Origin of the sequence: Formosa sp. L2A11, assembly GCF_009796865.1 — a bacterium.
Lineage (GTDB): Bacteria > Bacteroidota > Bacteroidia > Flavobacteriales > Flavobacteriaceae > Formosa.
This window is the reverse complement of record NZ_CP047028.1, coordinates 679,028-697,710: the sequence shown is the minus strand read 5'-3', so window position 1 is coordinate 697,710 and position 18,683 is coordinate 679,028. Positions and strand designations below refer to the sequence as shown.

Here is an 18,683-nt window from a genome sequence, read left to right as displayed (position 1 = left end):
TTAATTAAAACACTTTTTATTTGATGATAAAAGACCAAAAAGATAATTTGTTTTTGCTAGTAAAGTCCTTAACCAAGTCTGAAAAGAGACAGTTTAAACTGTATGTTGGAAGATTAGGTGTTAATAGCGATTCTAAGTTTTTAAATTTATTTAATATTTTAGATAAGTTATCGATTTATGATGAAGAATTTATATTAAAAAACGGTGATGTTAAAAAACAACAGCTAGCCAATGTTAAAGCACATTTATACAAACAAATTTTAATAAGTTTAAAATTAAACCCTTCACATCAAAATATAAGATCTCAAATACGAGAACAATTAGATTTTGCTTCAATTTTATACCATAAAGGTTTATATAAACAGAGTTTAAAGATTTTAGATAAATCGAAAGAATTAGCCATTCATAGTGAAGAAAAAAACTTGGCTTACGAAATTGTAGAATTCGAAAAATTAATAGAATCGCAATACATTACACGAAGTATTGGTGGTCGTGCAGACGAGTTGACTATCCAGGCAAAAGACCTGAGTGAGTTAAATGTTATAGCGAGTAAACTCTCTAATTTATCGCTTCAGTTGTATGGCGTTTTTCTAAAAACAGGTTATGTTAAAAATGAAGAAGAAGGCATTCAGGTTGCCGAATATTTTAATAACAGGCTTCCTAAATTTAATATTAAAAATTTAGGATTTAGAGAAAAGTTATGGCTTTATAATGCCTATTTATGGTATAGTTTTTTAACTCAAGATTTTAAAAATTGTTACCGTTATGCTTCTAAATGGGTGGATTTATTTTACGATAATCCAGATATGATTAATCTTAATCCTGTGTTCTTTTTAAAAGGGAAAAACTACTTACTCGAAGCTTTGTTTTTTGTGAGAAGTAAAACGAAGTTTGAAGAGGCTTTGGTGCGATTAGAAACCATTGTAAATGATAAAAAGTTTTTAAGAGATGAAAATGTAGAGTCTTTAGCCTTTTTATATTTTAATTTAAATAAAGTGAATTCTCATTTTATAGATGGATCGTTTGAGGAAGGTTTAAGTTTAGTGCCTAAAATAGAAACCGATTTAAAAAAATATTCGAATAGAATTGATGAGCATCATGCTATGATTTTCTATTACAAATTTGCAAGTTTATATTTTGGAGCAGGAGATAATAAAAAATGTATCTTTTATTTAGATAAAATTATTTCGAATAAAAGTCTGTCCATGCGCGAAGATTTATTGTGCTTTTCCCGAGTTTTAAATTTAGTAGCGCATTACGAAGCTGGTCTAGATTATCATATAGATATATTATTGCGTAGCACGTATAAGTTTTTAATTAAAATGAACGATTTACATGAGGTACAAAAAGAGATGATAAAATTTATAAAAGGCTTGCAAGATGTGTATCCGCAAGATATTAAGCATGCGTTTATGGATTTAAGAAATACGTTAAAAATGTACGAAAATCATCCTTACGAGAAACGTGCATTTTTATATTTAGATATTATTTCTTGGCTAGAAAGTAAGATTGAAAATAAGCCTGTCGGACAGATTATTAAGGATAAATATTTAGCAGAACACAAACGGTAAATAAATGTTTTTTTATAAAAATGTCTTAAATAATTTGGAAAATCGACTTTTCTAACTGAATATTTGCACTCACAAAGTTCAATAATGTATTGAAATGTTATCAAGAAAGGTGGAGGGATTAGACCCGCTGAAGCCTTAGCAACCCTTTAACTTATAAAGAAGGTGCTAAATTCTACTTAAAAACCGATTCATTTATCGGCGATTTAGATAGATAACTAAACGAAATTGCTCTTCAGAGTAATTTGTATTTTTTTTCTTTTTAACATTTTTCTATTTAGGTACACCTTAAAAAAGGTGCATTTGACTTTTAGTTTTAATTTATTAACTCAAAAAGAAAGAAAAATGAGTACACAAAAATTCGCAACACAAGCGTTGCACGCAGGACACGATGTTAAGAAAAATGGAGGCACACGAGCAGTGCCAATTTACCAAACATCGTCGTATGTTTTTAACGATTCAGACCATGCTGCAAATCTATTTGCTTTAGCCGAACCTGGTTACATTTACACAAGATTAAACAACCCTACAAACGATGTTTTAGAACAACGTTTAGCCGCTATTGAAGGCGGAATAGGAGCTGTAGTTACCGCATCTGGAACAGCAGCAATTTCTACAACTTTACTTACGCTTTTAAAAGCCGGAGACCATATTGTAGCGTCTAGCAGTTTATACGGTGGAACGTATAATTTATTGGCAGTAACTTTACCTAGGCATGGTGTTACAACCACATTTGTAGATCCTTCTAATGCCGAAAATTTTCAAGCAGCAGTTCAAGATAATACACGTGCTGTTTTTATAGAATCTTTAGGGAATCCGAAGTTAGATGTTTTAGATATTGAAGCCATTGCTAATGTGTCTAAAGCTAACGATATTCCTTTAATTGTAGATAATACCGTAGCTTCACCGGCGCTTTTAAATCCTATTGCTTATGGTGCAAATCTTGTAATTCATTCGTTAACGAAATACATTAACGGAAACGGAACAAGTCTTGGTGGTGCTATTATTGATGCAGGTACATTTAACTGGGCAAACGGAAAATTCCCCGAATTTACAGAGCCTTCTGCAGGATATCACGGTTTAGTATATAGTGAAGCTTTAAAAGAAGCTGCGTTTATAGCTAAAGTTAGAGTTGAAGGATTACGTGATTATGGTAGTGCTTTAAGTCCGTTTAACGCTTTTCAAATTATTCAAGGTTTAGAAACTTTAGAATTACGTATAAAAAAACATAGTGAAAATGCATTAGCGTTAGCACAATGGTTAGAAGTACAAGATGAGGTTGCTTGGGTAAATTATCCAGGATTAGAAAGTAGTAAATATAAAACTTTAGCCGATAAATATCTTCCAAAAGGACAAAGTGGTATGGTTACTTTTGGGCATAAAGGCGGATTTAAGGCTGCTAAAATTATAGCAGATAAAACAGAAATATTCTCATTATTAGCAAATATTGGAGATACAAAATCTTTAATTATTCACCCTTCAAGTACAACGCACCAACAGTTAGACGAAGCTGCTCAAGAAGCTTCGGGAGTTACAAAAGATTTGGTGCGTTTATCTGTTGGAATTGAGGATTTAGAAGATCTAAAATCTGATTTAACACAAGCATTCCAGGCTGTTAAAACTGCTTAATAGTATTTCAGTTTATTTTAAATTAAGCCCTTTTAATTCGCAGCTTTTATATATTGCAATATGAAAAATTTACAGTTTATAACCTTAGATTCTTATAAAACCATTAGTGGAGCAGAATTACCAATAAAACTTTCTTACGAAGTATTTGGTAGACCATTACACGAAGCCCCAATTGTTTTGGTTAATCACGCGTTAACGGGGAACAGTAATGTTGCCGGAGATGGTGGTTGGTGGAGCGATCTTATTGGAGACAATAAAATTATAGATACTAAGAAACTTACTGTAATCTCTTTTAATATTCCGGGTAATGGTTACGATGGTTTTGTAATAGAAAATTATAAAGATTTTGTAGCTCGCGATATAGCAAACATCTTTTTAAAAGGGCTTAAACTCTTGAAAATAGAGTTGGTTTTCGCCATGATTGGAGGTTCTTTAGGAGGTGGAATAGCATGGGAAATGGCTGTAATGCATCCTACTTTAGCCGAAAACTTAATTGTGGTGGCAACAGATTGGAAATCTACAGATTGGCTAATTGGTAATTGCCAAATTCAGGAGCAATTTTTAACCAATTCTAAAAATCCCGTTCACGATGCGCGTATGCATGCGATGTTGTGTTATAGAACACCAAAATCGTTTAAAGAACGTTTTCATAGAAGTAAAAATGAAGATCTAGAAATCTTTAATGTAGAGAGTTGGTTGTTGCATCACGGAAATAAGTTGCAAGAACGTTTTCAGCTTTCAGCATATAGATTAATGAATCAATTATTGCGTACTATCGATGTTACTAAAAACAGACCAGAAGACGTGAATGTGTTAGATGTTATTCAATCTAACATTTCTATAGTTGGTGTAGATTCTGATTTATTTTTTACTGCGGAAGAAAATCGTGAAACGCAAAAGAAATTAGCGCTTACACATCCAAATGTGACCTATAATGAAATTCATTCCGATCATGGTCACGATGCATTCTTAATAGAGTTTGAACAATTAGAAACCATAGTTGAAGGCATTTTTAAACCAGAATTGAAGAATAAACGCATGAAAGTGCTAAAGTTTGGAGGGAAATCGTTGGCTAATGGCGAAGGACTTGAAACGGTTCTTAATATTATTGAAAGTAAAGTAAATAACGACGAAAAAATAGCAGTTGTGCTTTCTGCTAGAGGAAGTTCTACAGATAAATTAGAGCTAATTTTAGAAAAAGCTAAAAACGATGAATCTTATAAAAAAGATTTAGAAGCTTTTAAAGCATATCAAAAAGAACCTTGCCCAGAAATTGATTTTACTGAAGAGTTTTCAGTGTTAGATAAAGTCTTTGGTGGTGTAAAATTATTAGGAGATTATAGTAAGAAAATTAAAGACGAAGTTTTAGCACAAGGCGAATTATTATCGGTTAAATTAGTTTCAGAATTACTTAACAAAAAAGGAATAAAAGCCCATGCAACAGATTCTCGATTGCTTATAAAAACAGACGATACATTTGGTAATGCACAACCAAATACAAAAGTGTCTAAAGAAAATGTAATAAAACATTTTAAAAAATATAATGGAGAGACTGTAAATATAGTAACAGGGTTTATTGCCTCTAACCAAGATAACAAAACAACTACTTTAGGTAGAAACGGAAGTAATTATTCTGCAGCACTTTTAGCTAATTTTTTAGATGCTGAAGAGTTGCAAAATTACACACATGTAAACGGAATTTATACGGCGAATCCAGATTTGGTTCCCGATGCTAAGAAAATTGAAGAATTATCGTTTGCAGAAGCGAATGAGTTAGCCAATTTTGGAGCGACGGTTTTACATGCCAAAACGATTATTCCGTTACTTGAAAAAAATATTTCACTACGTATTTTAAATACATTTAATAGCGGAGATCAGGGGACTTTAATTACAGCAAAAACAGCTTCTAAAGGGATTCGTTCATTATCTGTTTTAGATAATATGTCTTTAATTAATTTAGAAGGACGCGGATTGTTAGGGAAAGTAGGTGTAGATGCGCGTGTGTTTAAAACCTTAAGTGCTAACGATATTAGTGTAAGTATTATTTCGCAAGGTTCGTCTGAACGTGGTTTAGGTTTGGTTGTAGATGCTCATAAAGCATCGCAAGCCGTGATTGCTTTAGAGCGCGAATTTGAAACAGATTTTTATGTTCAAGATGTAAATAGAATTGGAATTATAGACAATGTTTCTGTCATTTCAATTGTTGGGCAAGATTTAAGTACGTTTCATAAACCATTCAATGCTTTAATAAAAAATCAGATTGTTCCATTACTTTTCAATAATACAATTACAGGTGAAAATGTAAGTTTGGTGGTTAGAAAATCTCAACTTCATAAAGCCTTAAATGTAATTCACGGAGAGATTTTTGGAATTTCTAAAAAAATAAACTTGGCCATTTTTGGTCACGGATTAGTTGGCGGAACGTTAATTAATCAAATTATAGCTTCAGCCAATGATATTGAAAAACGTAAAGGTATTAAACTGAATATTTTTGCGATTGCAAATTCAAAACAAGCCTTATTAAATAGAAAAGGAATAGATGAAAATTGGAAAGCAGAATTAGAAGAAAACGGCAAGCCATATACGTTTGATAGTTTAGTTTCTTATGCTAAAAAAAATCATTTAGAAAATTTAATTGCCATAGATAATACCGCGAGTGCAGCTTTTGTGTCTAATTATATTTCGTTGGTAGAACATGGTTTCGATTTAGTATCTTCTAACAAAATTGCAAATACAATAGATTTTAAATTCTATAGTGAATTACGTCAAGTATTAGCTAAAAACCAGAAAAACTATCTTTACGAAACCAATGTAGGTGCAGGTTTACCATTAATAGATACGATTAAACTCTTACATTTATCTGGAGAAAATATTACTAAAATTAGAGGTGTGTTTTCTGGATCGTTAAGTTATTTGTTTAATAATTATTCGCTAAAAAACGAGCCTTTTTCTAAGGTGTTACAGGAAGCTGTAGATAAAGGATTTACAGAGCCAGATCCAAGAGAAGATTTATGTGGGAACGATGTTGCTAGAAAATTGTTAATTTTAGCACGAGAACTCGACTTACATAACGAGATTACAGATGTAAATATTCAGAATTTAATTCCTGAAGAGTTGCGAAGTATAGATGCAAATACCTTTTTAAAGTCTTTTACAGCAATGGACGATTTGTATCAAGGTAAAAAAGATGAACAAAAACCAGGTCATGTTTTAAGATATATTGGTGATTTACACGGAGACTTAGCCGATGAAAAAGGAGCGAAGTTAGAAGTGAAATTAGTGTCGGTGCCAGAAAGTTCACCATTAGGATCTTTAAAAGGATCGGATTCAATTTTCGAAATTTACACCGAATCTTATGGCGATCAGCCAGTCGTGATTCAAGGCGCAGGTGCAGGAGCAGCAGTAACAGCCCGTGGTGTATTTGGAGATATTTTAAGATTAACAGAAAAAAACACGTATTAATACCATGAAAGATAATCATTTCGAAACAGAAGCTATTCGTACGCAAACAGAGCGTTCACAATTTTTAGAACATTCTACACCTTTATATTTAAGTTCAAGTTTTGTTTTTGAAGATGCTGAAGATATGCGAGCATCATTCACAGAAGAAAAAGAACGTAATATTTATAGCCGTTTTACAAATCCAAACACCTCAGAGTTTATAGATAAAGTCTGTAAAATGGAAGGTGCAGAAAGTGGTTATGCTTTTGCAACAGGAATGTCTGCTGTGTTTTCAACATTTGCAGGACTTTTAAGCAGTGGCGATCATATTGTGTCTGCAAGTTCTGTTTTTGGTTCTACACATGCTTTGTTTACTAAGTTTCTTCCAAAGTGGAATATAGAAACATCATACTTTAATATAAATGATGTAGATAAAATAGAAAGCTTAATAAAGCCAAGTACTAAAATTTTATATGCGGAGAGTCCAACAAATCCTGCTGTAGATATTATAGATTTAGAGTTGTTAGGAAAAATTGCTAAAAAGCATAATATTCTATTAGTAATAGATAACTGCTTTGCAACACCTTATTTACAAAACCCAATTAAATTTGGAGCAGATATTGTAATACATTCTGCTACAAAATTAATGGATGGTCAAGGGCGTGTTCTTGGAGGAGTTGCTGTAGGTCGAGCAGATTTAATTCGTGAGATTTATTTATTCTCAAGAAATACAGGTCCAGCATTATCACCTTTTAATGCTTGGGTGTTATCTAAAAGTTTAGAAACATTGGCCGTTCGTGTAGATAAACATTGCGAGAATGCACTAAAAGTGGCCGAGTTTTTAGAAGGACATGATAATGTTTCTTTAGTAAAATATCCGTTTTTAAAATCGCACCCGCAATACGAAATTGCTAAAAAACAAATGAAACTTGGTGGAAACATTATTGCTTTTGAGGTTAAAGGCGGCGTAGAAGGTGGACGTGCATTTTTAAATAAAATAAAATTATTATCGCTATCTGCTAATTTAGGAGATACTAGAACAATTGTAACACATCCAGCATCTACAACACACAGTAAATTGAGTAAAGAAGATAGAATGGAAACAGGAATTACAGACGGATTGGTACGTATATCTGTTGGTTTAGAGCATACTGACGATATTATAAACGATTTAAATCAGGCTTTAAATTAAATCTTAAAAAGCAGTATATTTGCACCATGCTTTCAAAGAAAACCAAATACGGCTTAAAGGCCCTTATATTTTTAGCGCGTCAGGAGAATAATACACCAGTTCAAATTAGTGTAATCTCTAAGAGCGAAAATATTTCACAAAAATTTTTAGAAAGTATTTTACTAACACTCCGAAAAATTGGAGTGTTAGGTTCTAAAAAAGGTAAAAATGGAGGTTATTATTTATTAAAAGAACCTCAAGATATTAAGATGTCTTTAGTGATGAGAACCCTAGAAGGTCCTATTGCTATGGTGCCTTGTGTCAGTTTAAATTTTTACGAAAAATGCGACGACTGCCCAGACGAAGCCCTTTGTGGTGTACATACTCTTATGGCAGAAGTTCGCGATCAAACGCTTGACATCTTCAATCACAAGTCGTTAGCAGATTTAGTTTAACTTTTTTTTTTGATTTAAAGTTTGCATATCTAAACTACATCATATACATTTGTCAAATAACCTACTATCCCGATAGGGGAATAGAAGTAGATGAAAAAGATGAGTTATGTTGGATAACACAATAGATATTTCATACTGGAATAAAGAATTAAGAGACAAAACACCCGAAGAAATTATTACTTGGGCTTTGGCTTTAACAGATAAGAAAATAGTTACTACAAGTTTTGGCGTGTATTCATCAGTGCTTTTAAGTAGTATTTCAAAACAAGATAATAATATAAAAGTAGTGTGGTGCGATACGTTGTATAATACACCAGAGACTTACGATCACGCTAAAAATTTAATAGACACATTCAATTTAAACATTGAAAAATATGAGCCTTTGTTGAGTAAATCGGTAATAGATTCAACAATAGGTATCCCAGAAGTAACCAGCCCAAAACATGCCGAATTTACGGAAGTTGTAAAGCTAGAGCCTTTTAGAAGAGCTTTAACAGAACAATCTCCAGAACTTTGGTTTACTAATATTCGTGTTAGACAAACAGAATACAGAAAATCTAAAGATATTTTAAGTTGGAGCAAGGATGATGTCTTAAAAGTTAGTCCTTTTTATTATTGGTCGGATGAAGATTTAGATGCATATATCGCAGAAGAAAAACTTCCGAAAAATAAATTTTATTTTGACCCGACCAAAGCCTTACAAAATCGAGAGTGTGGAATACACTTTCAATAAATGAAACAAAATCATGCAGAGTTTTAGATCAGAAATAGAGAACCCTTTAGTAGAACAGGACATCATTGAATTAGAGAAGAAAATTCGATTATTCAATGAAGGTAATATAACAGACGAGAGTTTTAGAAGCTTACGATTGGCACGTGGTATTTACGGTCAGCGTCAACCAGGCGTACAAATGATTCGTATTAAATTGCCTTATGGTAAAGTAACTTCTAATCAGTTATTAAGAATTTCTGATGTTTCAGATCGTTTTTCTACAGGACGATTACATATTACGACCCGTCAAGATGTTCAAATTCACTACGTAAGTATTGATGATACACCAGAATTATGGTCGCAATTAGAACAAGACGATATTACATTGCGTGAAGCTTGTGGTAATACCGTAAGAAATGTAACAGCTAGTGAAACAGCTGGGATAGATGTAGACGAGCCTTTCGACGTTACGCCGTATGCTCATGCTGTGTTTCAATTCTTTTTACGTAACCCAATTTGTCAAGAAATGGGGCGTAAATTCAAGATATCGTTCTCTTCTTCCGATGCTGATACAGCGTTAAGTTACATTCATGATTTAGGATTTATTCCGAAGATAAAAGATGGAGAACGCGGTTTTAGAGTTGTATTAGGAGGAGGTTTAGGATCTCAGCCAAGACATGCAGATTTAATCTATGAGTTTTTACCGACGTATAAGGTTATTCCTTTAATAGAGAGTGTATTGCGTATTTTCGATCGTCATGGTGAACGTGCCAGACGTATGAAAGCGCGTATGAAATTCTTAATTAAAGAATATGGTGCAGAGAAATTCTTAGAATTAGTTGAAGCTGAACAAAAAGCATTATCTAATCAAGAAGTACATATTGATGCAAATGATGAAGCCATAAATCTTGCAGATGTTGCTGTTCCGGAAGTAGAGATAGAAGATGAAAATGCTTATAACAGCTGGAGGGCTTTAAATGTACTTCCACAGAAACAAGATGGTCTATTTGCAATTGGAATTAAAATAAAGTTAGGTGATTTTTATACCGATAAAGCTAGAAAATTAGCTGCTTTAATAAAAGATTATGCTGCAGATGAATTGCGTTTTTCTTTAAGACAAAATATTTTAATCCGTCATGTAAAAGAAGACCTATTACCGTTTTTTTATCAGGAATTAAAAGCTTTAGATTTTGTTGAAACTGGCTTTAATGCGACTACAGATATTACAGCATGTCCAGGAACAGATACGTGTAATTTAGGTATTGCAAGTAGTACAGGAATGGCAGATGAGTTAGAGAAAGTATTATATTCTGAGTATCCACAGTACATCAATAATCAAAATATTGCAATCAAAATTAGTGGTTGTATGAATGCTTGTGGACAACACAATATGGCACACATTGGTTTTCAAGGGATGTCTATTCGTACTAAGGATAAATTAGTTGCGCCTGCAGTACAAGTATTATTAGGTGGTGGTGTTTTAGGAAATGGAGAAGGACGTTTTGCAGATAAAGTAATTAAATTACCATCTAAAAGAGGGCCACAAGCATTACGTTTAATCTTAGACGATTTTGAAGCTAATGGTAATCCTGGAGAATCGTTTTTAGAATATTACGACCGTCAAGACGGACAAAAATATTTTTATAATTTCTTAGTAACTTTATCAGATACAGAAAATTTACAACCAAGCGATTTTATAGATTGGGGAACAAATGAAGCATATAAGCAAGAAGTTGGTGTCGGGGAATGTGCTGGAGTTATTATAGATTTAGTAGCAACTTTATTATTTGAAGCTAAAGAAAAATTAGATAGAGCAGAAGATGTTTTCAAGACCACAGATAAATGGGCAGATGCTATTTATTTAGCATATACAGCAAATGTAAATGCTGCAAAAGCCTTATTGTTATCTGAAGATGTGAAAACAAATTCTCAAGCAAATATTATTAATTTGTTTGATGATACGTTTGTAGAAACTAATAAAATTACATTAGATACTAATACAAGTTTTTCAGATTTTGTTTACCAAATCAATAAAAACGAACCAAGCAAAGCATTTGCAACCACATATATTAACCAAACCAAAGCTTTCTTTAATACCATAGACGTTTTTAGATCACGTGAATTAGTCAATGCAGAAAACTAATAACATACCAAAATTAACGGTAGTAGGTGCTGGCCCGGGAGATCCAGATTTAATATCGCTTAAAGCAATTAAAGCTATAGAATCTGCAGATGTTATTTTGTACGATGCACTTATAAATGTTGACTTACTTAAATATGCTTCTTCGGCACAAGAGGTTATTTTTGTGGGGAAACGAAAAGGGTGTTACGCCTATCAACAAGAACAAATTAATGAACTTATTGTAGAACATGCAAAACGTTTTGGTCATGTGGTTCGTCTAAAAGGCGGAGATCCATTTGTTTTTGGAAGAGGTGCAGAAGAAATCGATTATGCAAAATCAAAAAACCTTAAAGTAAATGTTATTCCTGGTATGTCTTCGGCATTATCAGTGCCAACAAACCAAGGTATTCCGTTAACAAAACGCGGGGTTTCCGAAAGTTTTTGGGTGATTACAGGAACAACAAAAAACCACGTCATTTCTAGCGATATCGCTTTAGCAGCCAAATCATCGGCAACTATTGTTATTTTAATGGGAATGAGTAAATTATCGGAAATTGTGCAATTGTTTTCAAACGAAAATAAGCATGATCTTCCCATTGCAATCATACAAAACGGAACTTATGCTAACGAAAAGGTTGGTTTTGGGACTATAAATTCTATTCAAAATGTAGTTACAGAACAAGGGTTAAGTTCTCCAGCCATAATAGTTATTGGTGAAGTTGTTCGGGAGCGTACAAGTCTAGATAGAATTAAAACAGAATTACACGATTTAAAATCGGTGTTTTAGTAAAAAAAATCAAATCACATTTCAGTAAAATTATTTAAAATGATAAAAACAGATATATTAATAATAGGAGCAGGACCAACAGGATTATTCACTGTGTTTGAAGCAGGGTTATTAAAGTTGAAATGTCATTTAATTGATGCTTTACCACAAGCTGGTGGGCAATGTTCAGAACTTTATCCTAAAAAACCGATATATGATATTCCAGGATTTCCAGATGTTTTAGCAGGAGATTTAACGAAAAACTTATTAGAGCAAGGGAGACAGTTCGAGCCTGGATTTACTTTAGGAGAACGTGCTGAAACAATAGATAAACAAGAAGACGGATCGTTTATTGTAACAACAAATAAAGGAACACAACATCAAGCACCAATTGTTGCTATTGCTGGTGGTTTAGGTAGTTTTGAGCCTAGAAAACCCTTGATTGAAAATATTACTAAATATGAAGATCATGGTGTAGATTATTTTATTAAAGATCCAGAAAAATATAGAAATAAACGTGTTGTAATTTCTGGTGGTGGAGATTCTGCTCTAGATTGGAGTATCTTTTTAGCCGATATCGCTTCAGAAGTAACACTAATTCACAGACGTAACGAATTCCGTGGGGCTTTAGATTCTGTAGAAAAAGTTCAGGAATTAAAACTTTTAGGAAAAATTAATTTAGTAACACCTTCAGAAGTTGTAGGCGTTTCTGGAGAAGATCATATCGAAAGTGTAACAGTTAAGAAAGCAGATGAAGAGTTTCAAATAGAAACAGATTTCTTTATTCCATTATTCGGATTGTCTCCAAAATTAGGACCTATTGGAAACTGGGGATTAGATATTGAAAAAAATGCCATTAAAGTAGATAATGCCTTAGATTACCAAACTAACATTCCCGGAATTTATGCTATTGGAGATGTAAATACGTATCCTGGGAAATTAAAATTAATTCTTTGTGGTTTTCATGAAGCAACATTAATGTGTCAGTCTGCTTATAAACGTATTAATCCAGGTAAGAAGTATGTGCTTAAATATACAACTGTAAGTGGTATTGATGGTTTTGACGGTACACGTAAAGAAGCGCCAAAAGCAGTTGTAAAAGCTATTATATAAAATCTTATTTTTTAATTAGTCGTTTTGTAAAATAGACTGTAAATTAGTTGAAATTTTTCCGACTATTATTAAAAATAATAAGACGTTTTTTTATGATTGAAGACACGAAATTGCAAAATAAACTAGTTTCAAAAATATATAATGTCAGACTAAAAGAGTCGATTGCAACATTTACTAAAAATTTATTTTATGTAATGTTCGACGACGAGCCTGCTTCAGAATTACAAGAATTAGAGCACTTGTTCATGCATATGGGCGAGAAACTAGAGATAGAAGATGCTTTTAAAATTTGGGAAACGTTCAAGTTTAATTTACCAAATATAAGACGTCGTCTAGATTTAGATGCTGTAGCTATAGAACAGCACGATCCTGCTGCAAAAAGTTTAGAAGAAGTGTATTTGGCTTATCCTGGTTTTTATGCAATTGCTATTTATCGTTTAAGCCATGAATTACACCTATTAAATGTGCCAATAATACCAAGAATGATGAGTGAATATGCACACGGTATTACAGGTACAGATATTCATCCAGGAGCACATATTGGGGATTCTTTTTTTATAGATCACGCTACAGGAATTGTAATTGGTGAAACTTCTATAATAAAAAATAATGTGAAGATTTATCAAGGGGTAACTTTGGGAGGTGTTCAGGTTAAAAAAAGTTTATCGTCTACAAAACGTCACCCAACCATAGAAGATAATGTTATTATTTATGCAAACGCTACTATTTTAGGTGGCGATGTTGTTATAGGTGCAGATAGTATTATTGGAGCAAATGTTTGTGTAACAGTGTCTGTGCCCGAAAGATCTATTTTAACGTACCAAAAAGAATTTAATATTAGACCTAGAAGAAATGATAAAAACTAAAAGTATTTTAGATCAAATAGGTCATACGCCATTAATTGAAGCGAGTCATTTACAGTCTAATCCAAATGTAAAATTACTTCTTAAGTTAGAAGGAAATAATCCAGGAGGAAGTGTAAAAGATAGAGCTGCATTTAATATGATAAGCGAAGCTTTAAAACGTGGAGATATTAAAAAAGGAGATACTTTAGTTGAGGCAACAAGTGGTAACACCGGAATTGCTTTAGCGTTTATTGCGCCTTTATTAGGTGTAAATATGGTGCTTATAATGCCAGAAAACTCTACTGTAGAACGTATTAAAACCATGCGTGCTTATGGTGCAGAATTAATATTAACTTCTAAAGATGTTGGTATTGAAGGTGCTCGAGATTATGCTATAAAGTTGCATGAAGAGAAAGGATATTTTATGTTAAATCAATTCTCTAATCCAGACAACTGGAAAGCACATTATAAAACTACTGGACCAGAAATTTGGGAAGCCACTCAAGGTAAAATTACACATTTTGTGTCTGCAATGGGAACAACAGGAACTATAATGGGCGTGTCTACTTACCTTAAAGAACAAAATAAAAACATTACTATTGTAGGAGCGCAACCTGCAGATGGTGCTAAAATACCAGGTATTCGTAAATGGCCAGAAGCTTACCTTCCTGCAATTTTCGATAAATCTAAAGTCGACCAAGTTGTTGAAGTTACTGCAGAAGAAGCTAAAACTACAACACAACGATTGGCAAAAGAAGAAGGTGTTTTTGCAGGCATGAGTAGTGGAGGTTCTGTAGCAAGTGCCTTAAAAGTTATAAAAAATATAGATTCAGGTATTGTAGTTGCTATAATTTGCGATCGCGGAGATCGTTATTTATCTTCTCCTTTATTTGAGAATTAGTATAATAATTGCTACTTATATGCGGTAAATAAAAAATTATTACCTTAATTTGTAGCTTAGTTCATAATCATATTGATTTGTTATCACGAAAGGCAGAGGGATAGACCCGGTGAAGCCTTAGCAACCCTTTACCACACTTAAAGAAGGTGCTACATTCTACTCGATGAACCATTTTCAAAGGGGCAGATAACCCAAGAAATTCTTTTTCTTTCCTGATGACATACTGATATAAAACATCAAACATGTCAAATATTTATAAAGCCATACAACAACGTATTTTAGTCCTAGATGGAGCTATGGGTACGATGTTGCAACGTTATAATTTTTCTGAAGCAGATTTTAGAGGCGAACGTTTTAAAGATTATCCGTCTCCTTTAAAGGGAAATAACGATTTGTTGTCTTTAACACAGCCTCAGGCTATTGCAGATACGCATCGTAAATATTTTGAAGCTGGAGCAGATATTGTTGAAACCAATACATTCTCGGGGACAACAATTGCTATGGCAGATTATAATATGCAAGATTTGGTTTACGAACTTAATTTTGAGTCGGCTAAAATAGCAAAACAAGTTGCTGAAGAAGTTACCAAACAAAATCCAGATAAACCAAGATTCGTAGCCGGAAGTATAGGTCCAACAAACCGTACGGCAAGTTTATCTCCAGATGTTAACCGCCCAGAATATCGAGCAGTGACTTTTGAAGATTTACGAAAGGCATATAAACAACAAACAGAAGCCTTGCTTGATGGTGGTGTAGATATGCTTTTAGTTGAAACTATTTTTGATACTCTTAATGCCAAAGCGGCTTTATTTGCTATCGATCAAGTTCAAGAAGAACGCGGTATTAAGGTTCCTATAATGGTATCTGGAACGATTACAGATGCTTCAGGACGAACATTATCAGGACAAACAGTAGAAGCTTTTTTACTGTCTATTTCTCATATACCTTTATTAAGTGTTGGGTTTAATTGTGCTTTAGGTGCAGATCAATTACAACCTTATTTACAACGTTTATCAAACGAAACAGAGTTTTTTACATCTGCGCATCCTAATGCAGGATTGCCAAATGCATTTGGTGAATACGATCAAACAGCAAAGCAAATGCAAGACTTAATAGAAGGCTATTTAAAAGCAAATATTATTAATATTATAGGAGGTTGTTGCGGAACAACGCCAGAGCATATTAAACTTATTGCAGAAGTTGCTGCAAAATATAAACCAAGACAAGTCGTTGTTGGCGCTTAATTGAGGATTGAAAAGAAAAAACAGCATGTCAAAAAATACCAAACCAAAATATTTATCACTCTCTGGATTAGAGCCTTTAGTGGTTACTCCAGATAGTAATTTTATAAACGTAGGAGAACGAACCAATGTTACGGGTTCTAGAAAGTTCTTACGATTAATTAAAGAAGAAAAATTCGATGAAGCTCTAGATGTTGCCCGTGATCAGGTAGAAGGTGGCGCGCAAATTATCGATGTGAATATGGATGAAGGAATGTTAGATGGTGCAGAAGCCATGGTAAAATTCCTAAATTTAATAGCTTCAGAACCAGATATTGCTCGTGTGCCTATCATGATAGATAGTTCTAAATGGGATATTATTGAAGCAGGTCTTCAAGTAGTTCAAGGTAAATCTATAGTAAATTCTATTAGTTTAAAAGAAGGAGAAGAAGCCTTTGTACATCATGCTAAATTAGTAAAACGTTATGGAGCAGCGATGGTTGTTATGGCGTTCGATGAAAATGGTCAAGCAGATTCGTATCAACGAAGAATAGATATTTGTAAGCGTTCTTACGATATTTTAGTCGACAAAGTAGGCTTTCCTCCTCAAGATATTATTTTCGATCCTAATATTTTTCCAGTTGCAACAGGAATGGAAGAACACCGTTTAAATGCGTTAGATTTCTTTAATGCAACAAAATGGATTAGAGAAAATTTACCTTATGCTAATGTTTCTGGTGGTGTAAGTAATGTGTCGTTTTCTTTTAGAGGAAATAATGTTGTTAGAGAAGCTATAAATTCAGCATTTTTATATCATGCTATTAAACATGGTTTAAATATTGGTATTGTAAACCCTACAATGTTGGAGGTTTACGATGAAATTCCGAAAGATCTTTTAGAACATGTCGAAGATGTTTTATTCAACCGTAAGGAAGATGCTACAGAACGTTTATTAGACTTCGCTGAAACCGTAAAAGGCGATAAAAAAGTAGATGCAGCGAAGGTTTTAGAATGGCGTAGTTATGAGCTTCAAGATAGAATTACACATGCTTTAGTTAAAGGAGTAGATGCTTTTATTATTGAAGATGTAGAGCAAGCAAGACAAGAATCTAAACGACCAATAGAAGTTATTGAAGGACATTTAATGATTGGTATGAATGTGGTTGGGGATTTGTTTGGAAGCGGAAAAATGTTCTTACCTCAGGTAGTGAAATCTGCACGTGTAATGAAAAAAGCTGTAGCCTATTTACAGCCTTTTATTGAAGCAGAAAAAGACGGAAAACAAGAGTTTGCTGGTAAAATATTAATGGCAACTGTAAAAGGAGATGTACACGATATTGGTAAAAATATAGTAAGCGTTGTACTTGGTTGTAACAATTACGAGATTGTAGATCTTGGAGTTATGGTGCCGCCAGAAAAAATTATAGAAAGAGCAAAAGCTGAAAATGTAGATGTTATTGGTTTAAGTGGATTAATTACGCCTTCTTTAGATGAAATGGTATATCTGTCTAAAGAAATGGAACGACAAAAATTCACGATTCCGTTACTAATTGGAGGAGCAACAACATCTAGAGCACATTCTGCAGTAAAAATTGCACCAAATTATACGCATGCTGTAGTGCATGTACATGATGCTTCTAGAGCAGTTACTGTAGTTGGTAATTTATTAAATGCCGATAATAAAGTATATAAAGAACAGATTCGTGAGGAATACGACAAATTCCGTGAGCAGTTTTTAAAACGTGGTAAAAAGAAAAATTTTGTTACGATTGAAGATGCTAGAAAACGAAAATTTAAAATAGATTGGAAGACTTCAGAAATTGTAAAACCTAATAAATTAGGCGTACAGGTTATTCAGGATTTCGACCTTAAAAAATTAGAAGAATTTATAGATTGGAGTCCGTTTTTTAGAAGTTGGGATTTACATGGTAAATATCCAGATATTTTAAAAGATGAGGTTGTAGGTGAACAGGCTAAAGAATTATTTGCAGACGCAAAAGAATTATTAAAACGTGTGTTTGATGAGAAATTACTAGGAGCAAAAGCCATTTTTGGATTGTTTCCTGCAAATACCGTAAATGATGATGATGTTGAGATTTATGATGAAAATGGAAAAACTAAAGTAACATTCTTAACATTGCGTCAGCAATTAGATAAACGAGAAGGTGTTCCTAATTTTGCGTTAGCAGATTTTATTGCTCCAAAAGATTCAGGAATTGAAGATTATATGGGCTGTTTCTGTGTAAGTACAGGTTTTGGTACTGCAGAATTAGCAAAACAATTTGAAGCAGATCATGACGATTATAATTCAATTATGATTAAAGCACTTGCAGATCGTTTAGCTGAAGCGTTTGCAGAATATCTTCATAAAGAAATTAGAACACATTATTGGGGTTACGATTCTAACGAAACGCTTTCAAACGAAGATTTAATTAAAGAAACCTATAAAGGTGTACGTCCTGCTCCCGGATATCCTGCGTGTCCAGATCATTTAGAAAAGAAAACCATTTGGAAACTTTTAAATGTGAAAGAAGAAATTGGTGTAGAAATTACAGATAGTTTAGCCATGTGGCCAGCAGCAAGTGTAAGCGGATACTACTTTGCAAATAAAGAAGCGAAGTATTTTGGTTTAGGAAAAATTACGCAAGACCAATTAGTCGATTATGCAAAACGTCGCGGAATTAGTAATGAAGAAGCTGAAAAGTGGTTAAGTCCAACATTGGCAGATTAAATTTATAAT

General features: G+C 33.2%; 13 protein-coding genes and 2 riboswitches. All 13 genes read left to right on the top strand.

Going from position 1 to position 18,683, the window contains the following annotated elements:
* Positions 1 to 23 precede the first annotated feature (23 nt).
* The 13 genes from GQR95_RS03160 (at position 24) to metH (ending at position 18,674) form a co-directional block, all read left to right on the top strand.
* The gene (locus tag GQR95_RS03160; protein WP_159024217.1) at positions 24 to 1,571 is read left to right on the top strand and encodes a hypothetical protein; all 1,548 of its coding nucleotides are present in this window, start codon (positions 24 to 26) and stop codon (positions 1,569 to 1,571) included.
* Positions 1,572 to 1,665: 94 nt separating this feature from the next.
* Positions 1,666 to 1,789: riboswitch (SAM riboswitch) on the top strand.
* A 124-nt stretch (positions 1,790 to 1,913) separates the two neighbouring features.
* Entirely contained in the window at positions 1,914 to 3,197 is a 1,284-nt protein-coding gene (locus tag GQR95_RS03155) for an O-acetylhomoserine aminocarboxypropyltransferase/cysteine synthase family protein (RefSeq protein WP_159021762.1), read from the top strand.
* A gap of 60 nt (positions 3,198 to 3,257) precedes the next feature.
* Positions 3,258 to 6,659, top strand: coding sequence for a bifunctional aspartate kinase/homoserine dehydrogenase I (thrA, locus tag GQR95_RS03150; protein ID WP_159021761.1), 3,402 nt, complete (start codon positions 3,258 to 3,260; stop codon positions 6,657 to 6,659).
* Between the two features lie 4 nt (positions 6,660 to 6,663).
* A complete protein-coding gene (locus GQR95_RS03145) occupies positions 6,664 to 7,830 on the top strand; it encodes a PLP-dependent aspartate aminotransferase family protein (RefSeq protein ID WP_159021760.1) in 1,167 nt (388 codons plus the stop codon).
* 26 nt (positions 7,831 to 7,856) lie between these two features.
* On the top strand, positions 7,857 to 8,264 hold the full coding sequence (locus GQR95_RS03140; RefSeq protein ID WP_159021759.1) for an Rrf2 family transcriptional regulator: 408 nt from the start codon (positions 7,857 to 7,859) through the stop codon (positions 8,262 to 8,264).
* Between the two features lie 106 nt (positions 8,265 to 8,370).
* Positions 8,371 to 8,997 (top strand): phosphoadenosine phosphosulfate reductase family protein, encoded by a 627-nt coding sequence (locus GQR95_RS03135; RefSeq protein ID WP_159021758.1) that lies wholly within the window; start codon positions 8,371 to 8,373, stop codon positions 8,995 to 8,997.
* A gap of 13 nt (positions 8,998 to 9,010) precedes the next feature.
* Complete coding sequence (locus GQR95_RS03130; protein ID WP_159021757.1) at positions 9,011 to 11,119, top strand: HEPN domain-containing protein; 2,109 nt, start codon at positions 9,011 to 9,013, stop codon at positions 11,117 to 11,119.
* Positions 11,106 to 11,885 carry a uroporphyrinogen-III C-methyltransferase gene (gene cobA, locus GQR95_RS03125; protein ID WP_159021756.1) on the top strand — a complete coding sequence of 260 codons (780 nt, stop codon included), beginning with the start codon at positions 11,106 to 11,108 and terminating at the stop codon, positions 11,883 to 11,885. The genes GQR95_RS03130 and cobA overlap by 14 nt, the downstream gene beginning before the upstream one ends.
* A 39-nt stretch (positions 11,886 to 11,924) precedes the next feature.
* The gene (locus tag GQR95_RS03120; RefSeq protein ID WP_159021755.1) at positions 11,925 to 12,977 is read left to right on the top strand and encodes an NAD(P)/FAD-dependent oxidoreductase; all 1,053 of its coding nucleotides are present in this window, start codon (positions 11,925 to 11,927) and stop codon (positions 12,975 to 12,977) included.
* Positions 12,978 to 13,171: 194 nt separating this feature from the next.
* Entirely contained in the window at positions 13,172 to 13,843 is a 672-nt protein-coding gene (epsC, locus tag GQR95_RS03115; RefSeq protein WP_370514527.1) for a serine O-acetyltransferase EpsC, read from the top strand.
* The gene (gene cysM, locus GQR95_RS03110; RefSeq protein ID WP_159021753.1) at positions 13,830 to 14,723 is read left to right on the top strand and encodes a cysteine synthase CysM; all 894 of its coding nucleotides are present in this window, start codon (positions 13,830 to 13,832) and stop codon (positions 14,721 to 14,723) included. Before epsC ends, cysM begins: the two co-directional genes overlap by 14 nt.
* Before the next feature lie 77 nt (positions 14,724 to 14,800).
* A riboswitch (SAM riboswitch) is annotated at positions 14,801 to 14,916 on the top strand.
* A 49-nt stretch (positions 14,917 to 14,965) separates the two neighbouring features.
* Positions 14,966 to 15,967, top strand: coding sequence for a homocysteine S-methyltransferase family protein (locus tag GQR95_RS03105; RefSeq protein WP_159021752.1), 1,002 nt, complete (start codon positions 14,966 to 14,968; stop codon positions 15,965 to 15,967).
* 25 nt (positions 15,968 to 15,992) lie between these two features.
* Positions 15,993 to 18,674 (top strand): methionine synthase, encoded by a 2,682-nt coding sequence (gene metH, locus GQR95_RS03100; protein ID WP_159021751.1) that lies wholly within the window; start codon positions 15,993 to 15,995, stop codon positions 18,672 to 18,674.
* The last annotated feature ends 9 nt before the right edge of the window (positions 18,675 to 18,683 follow it).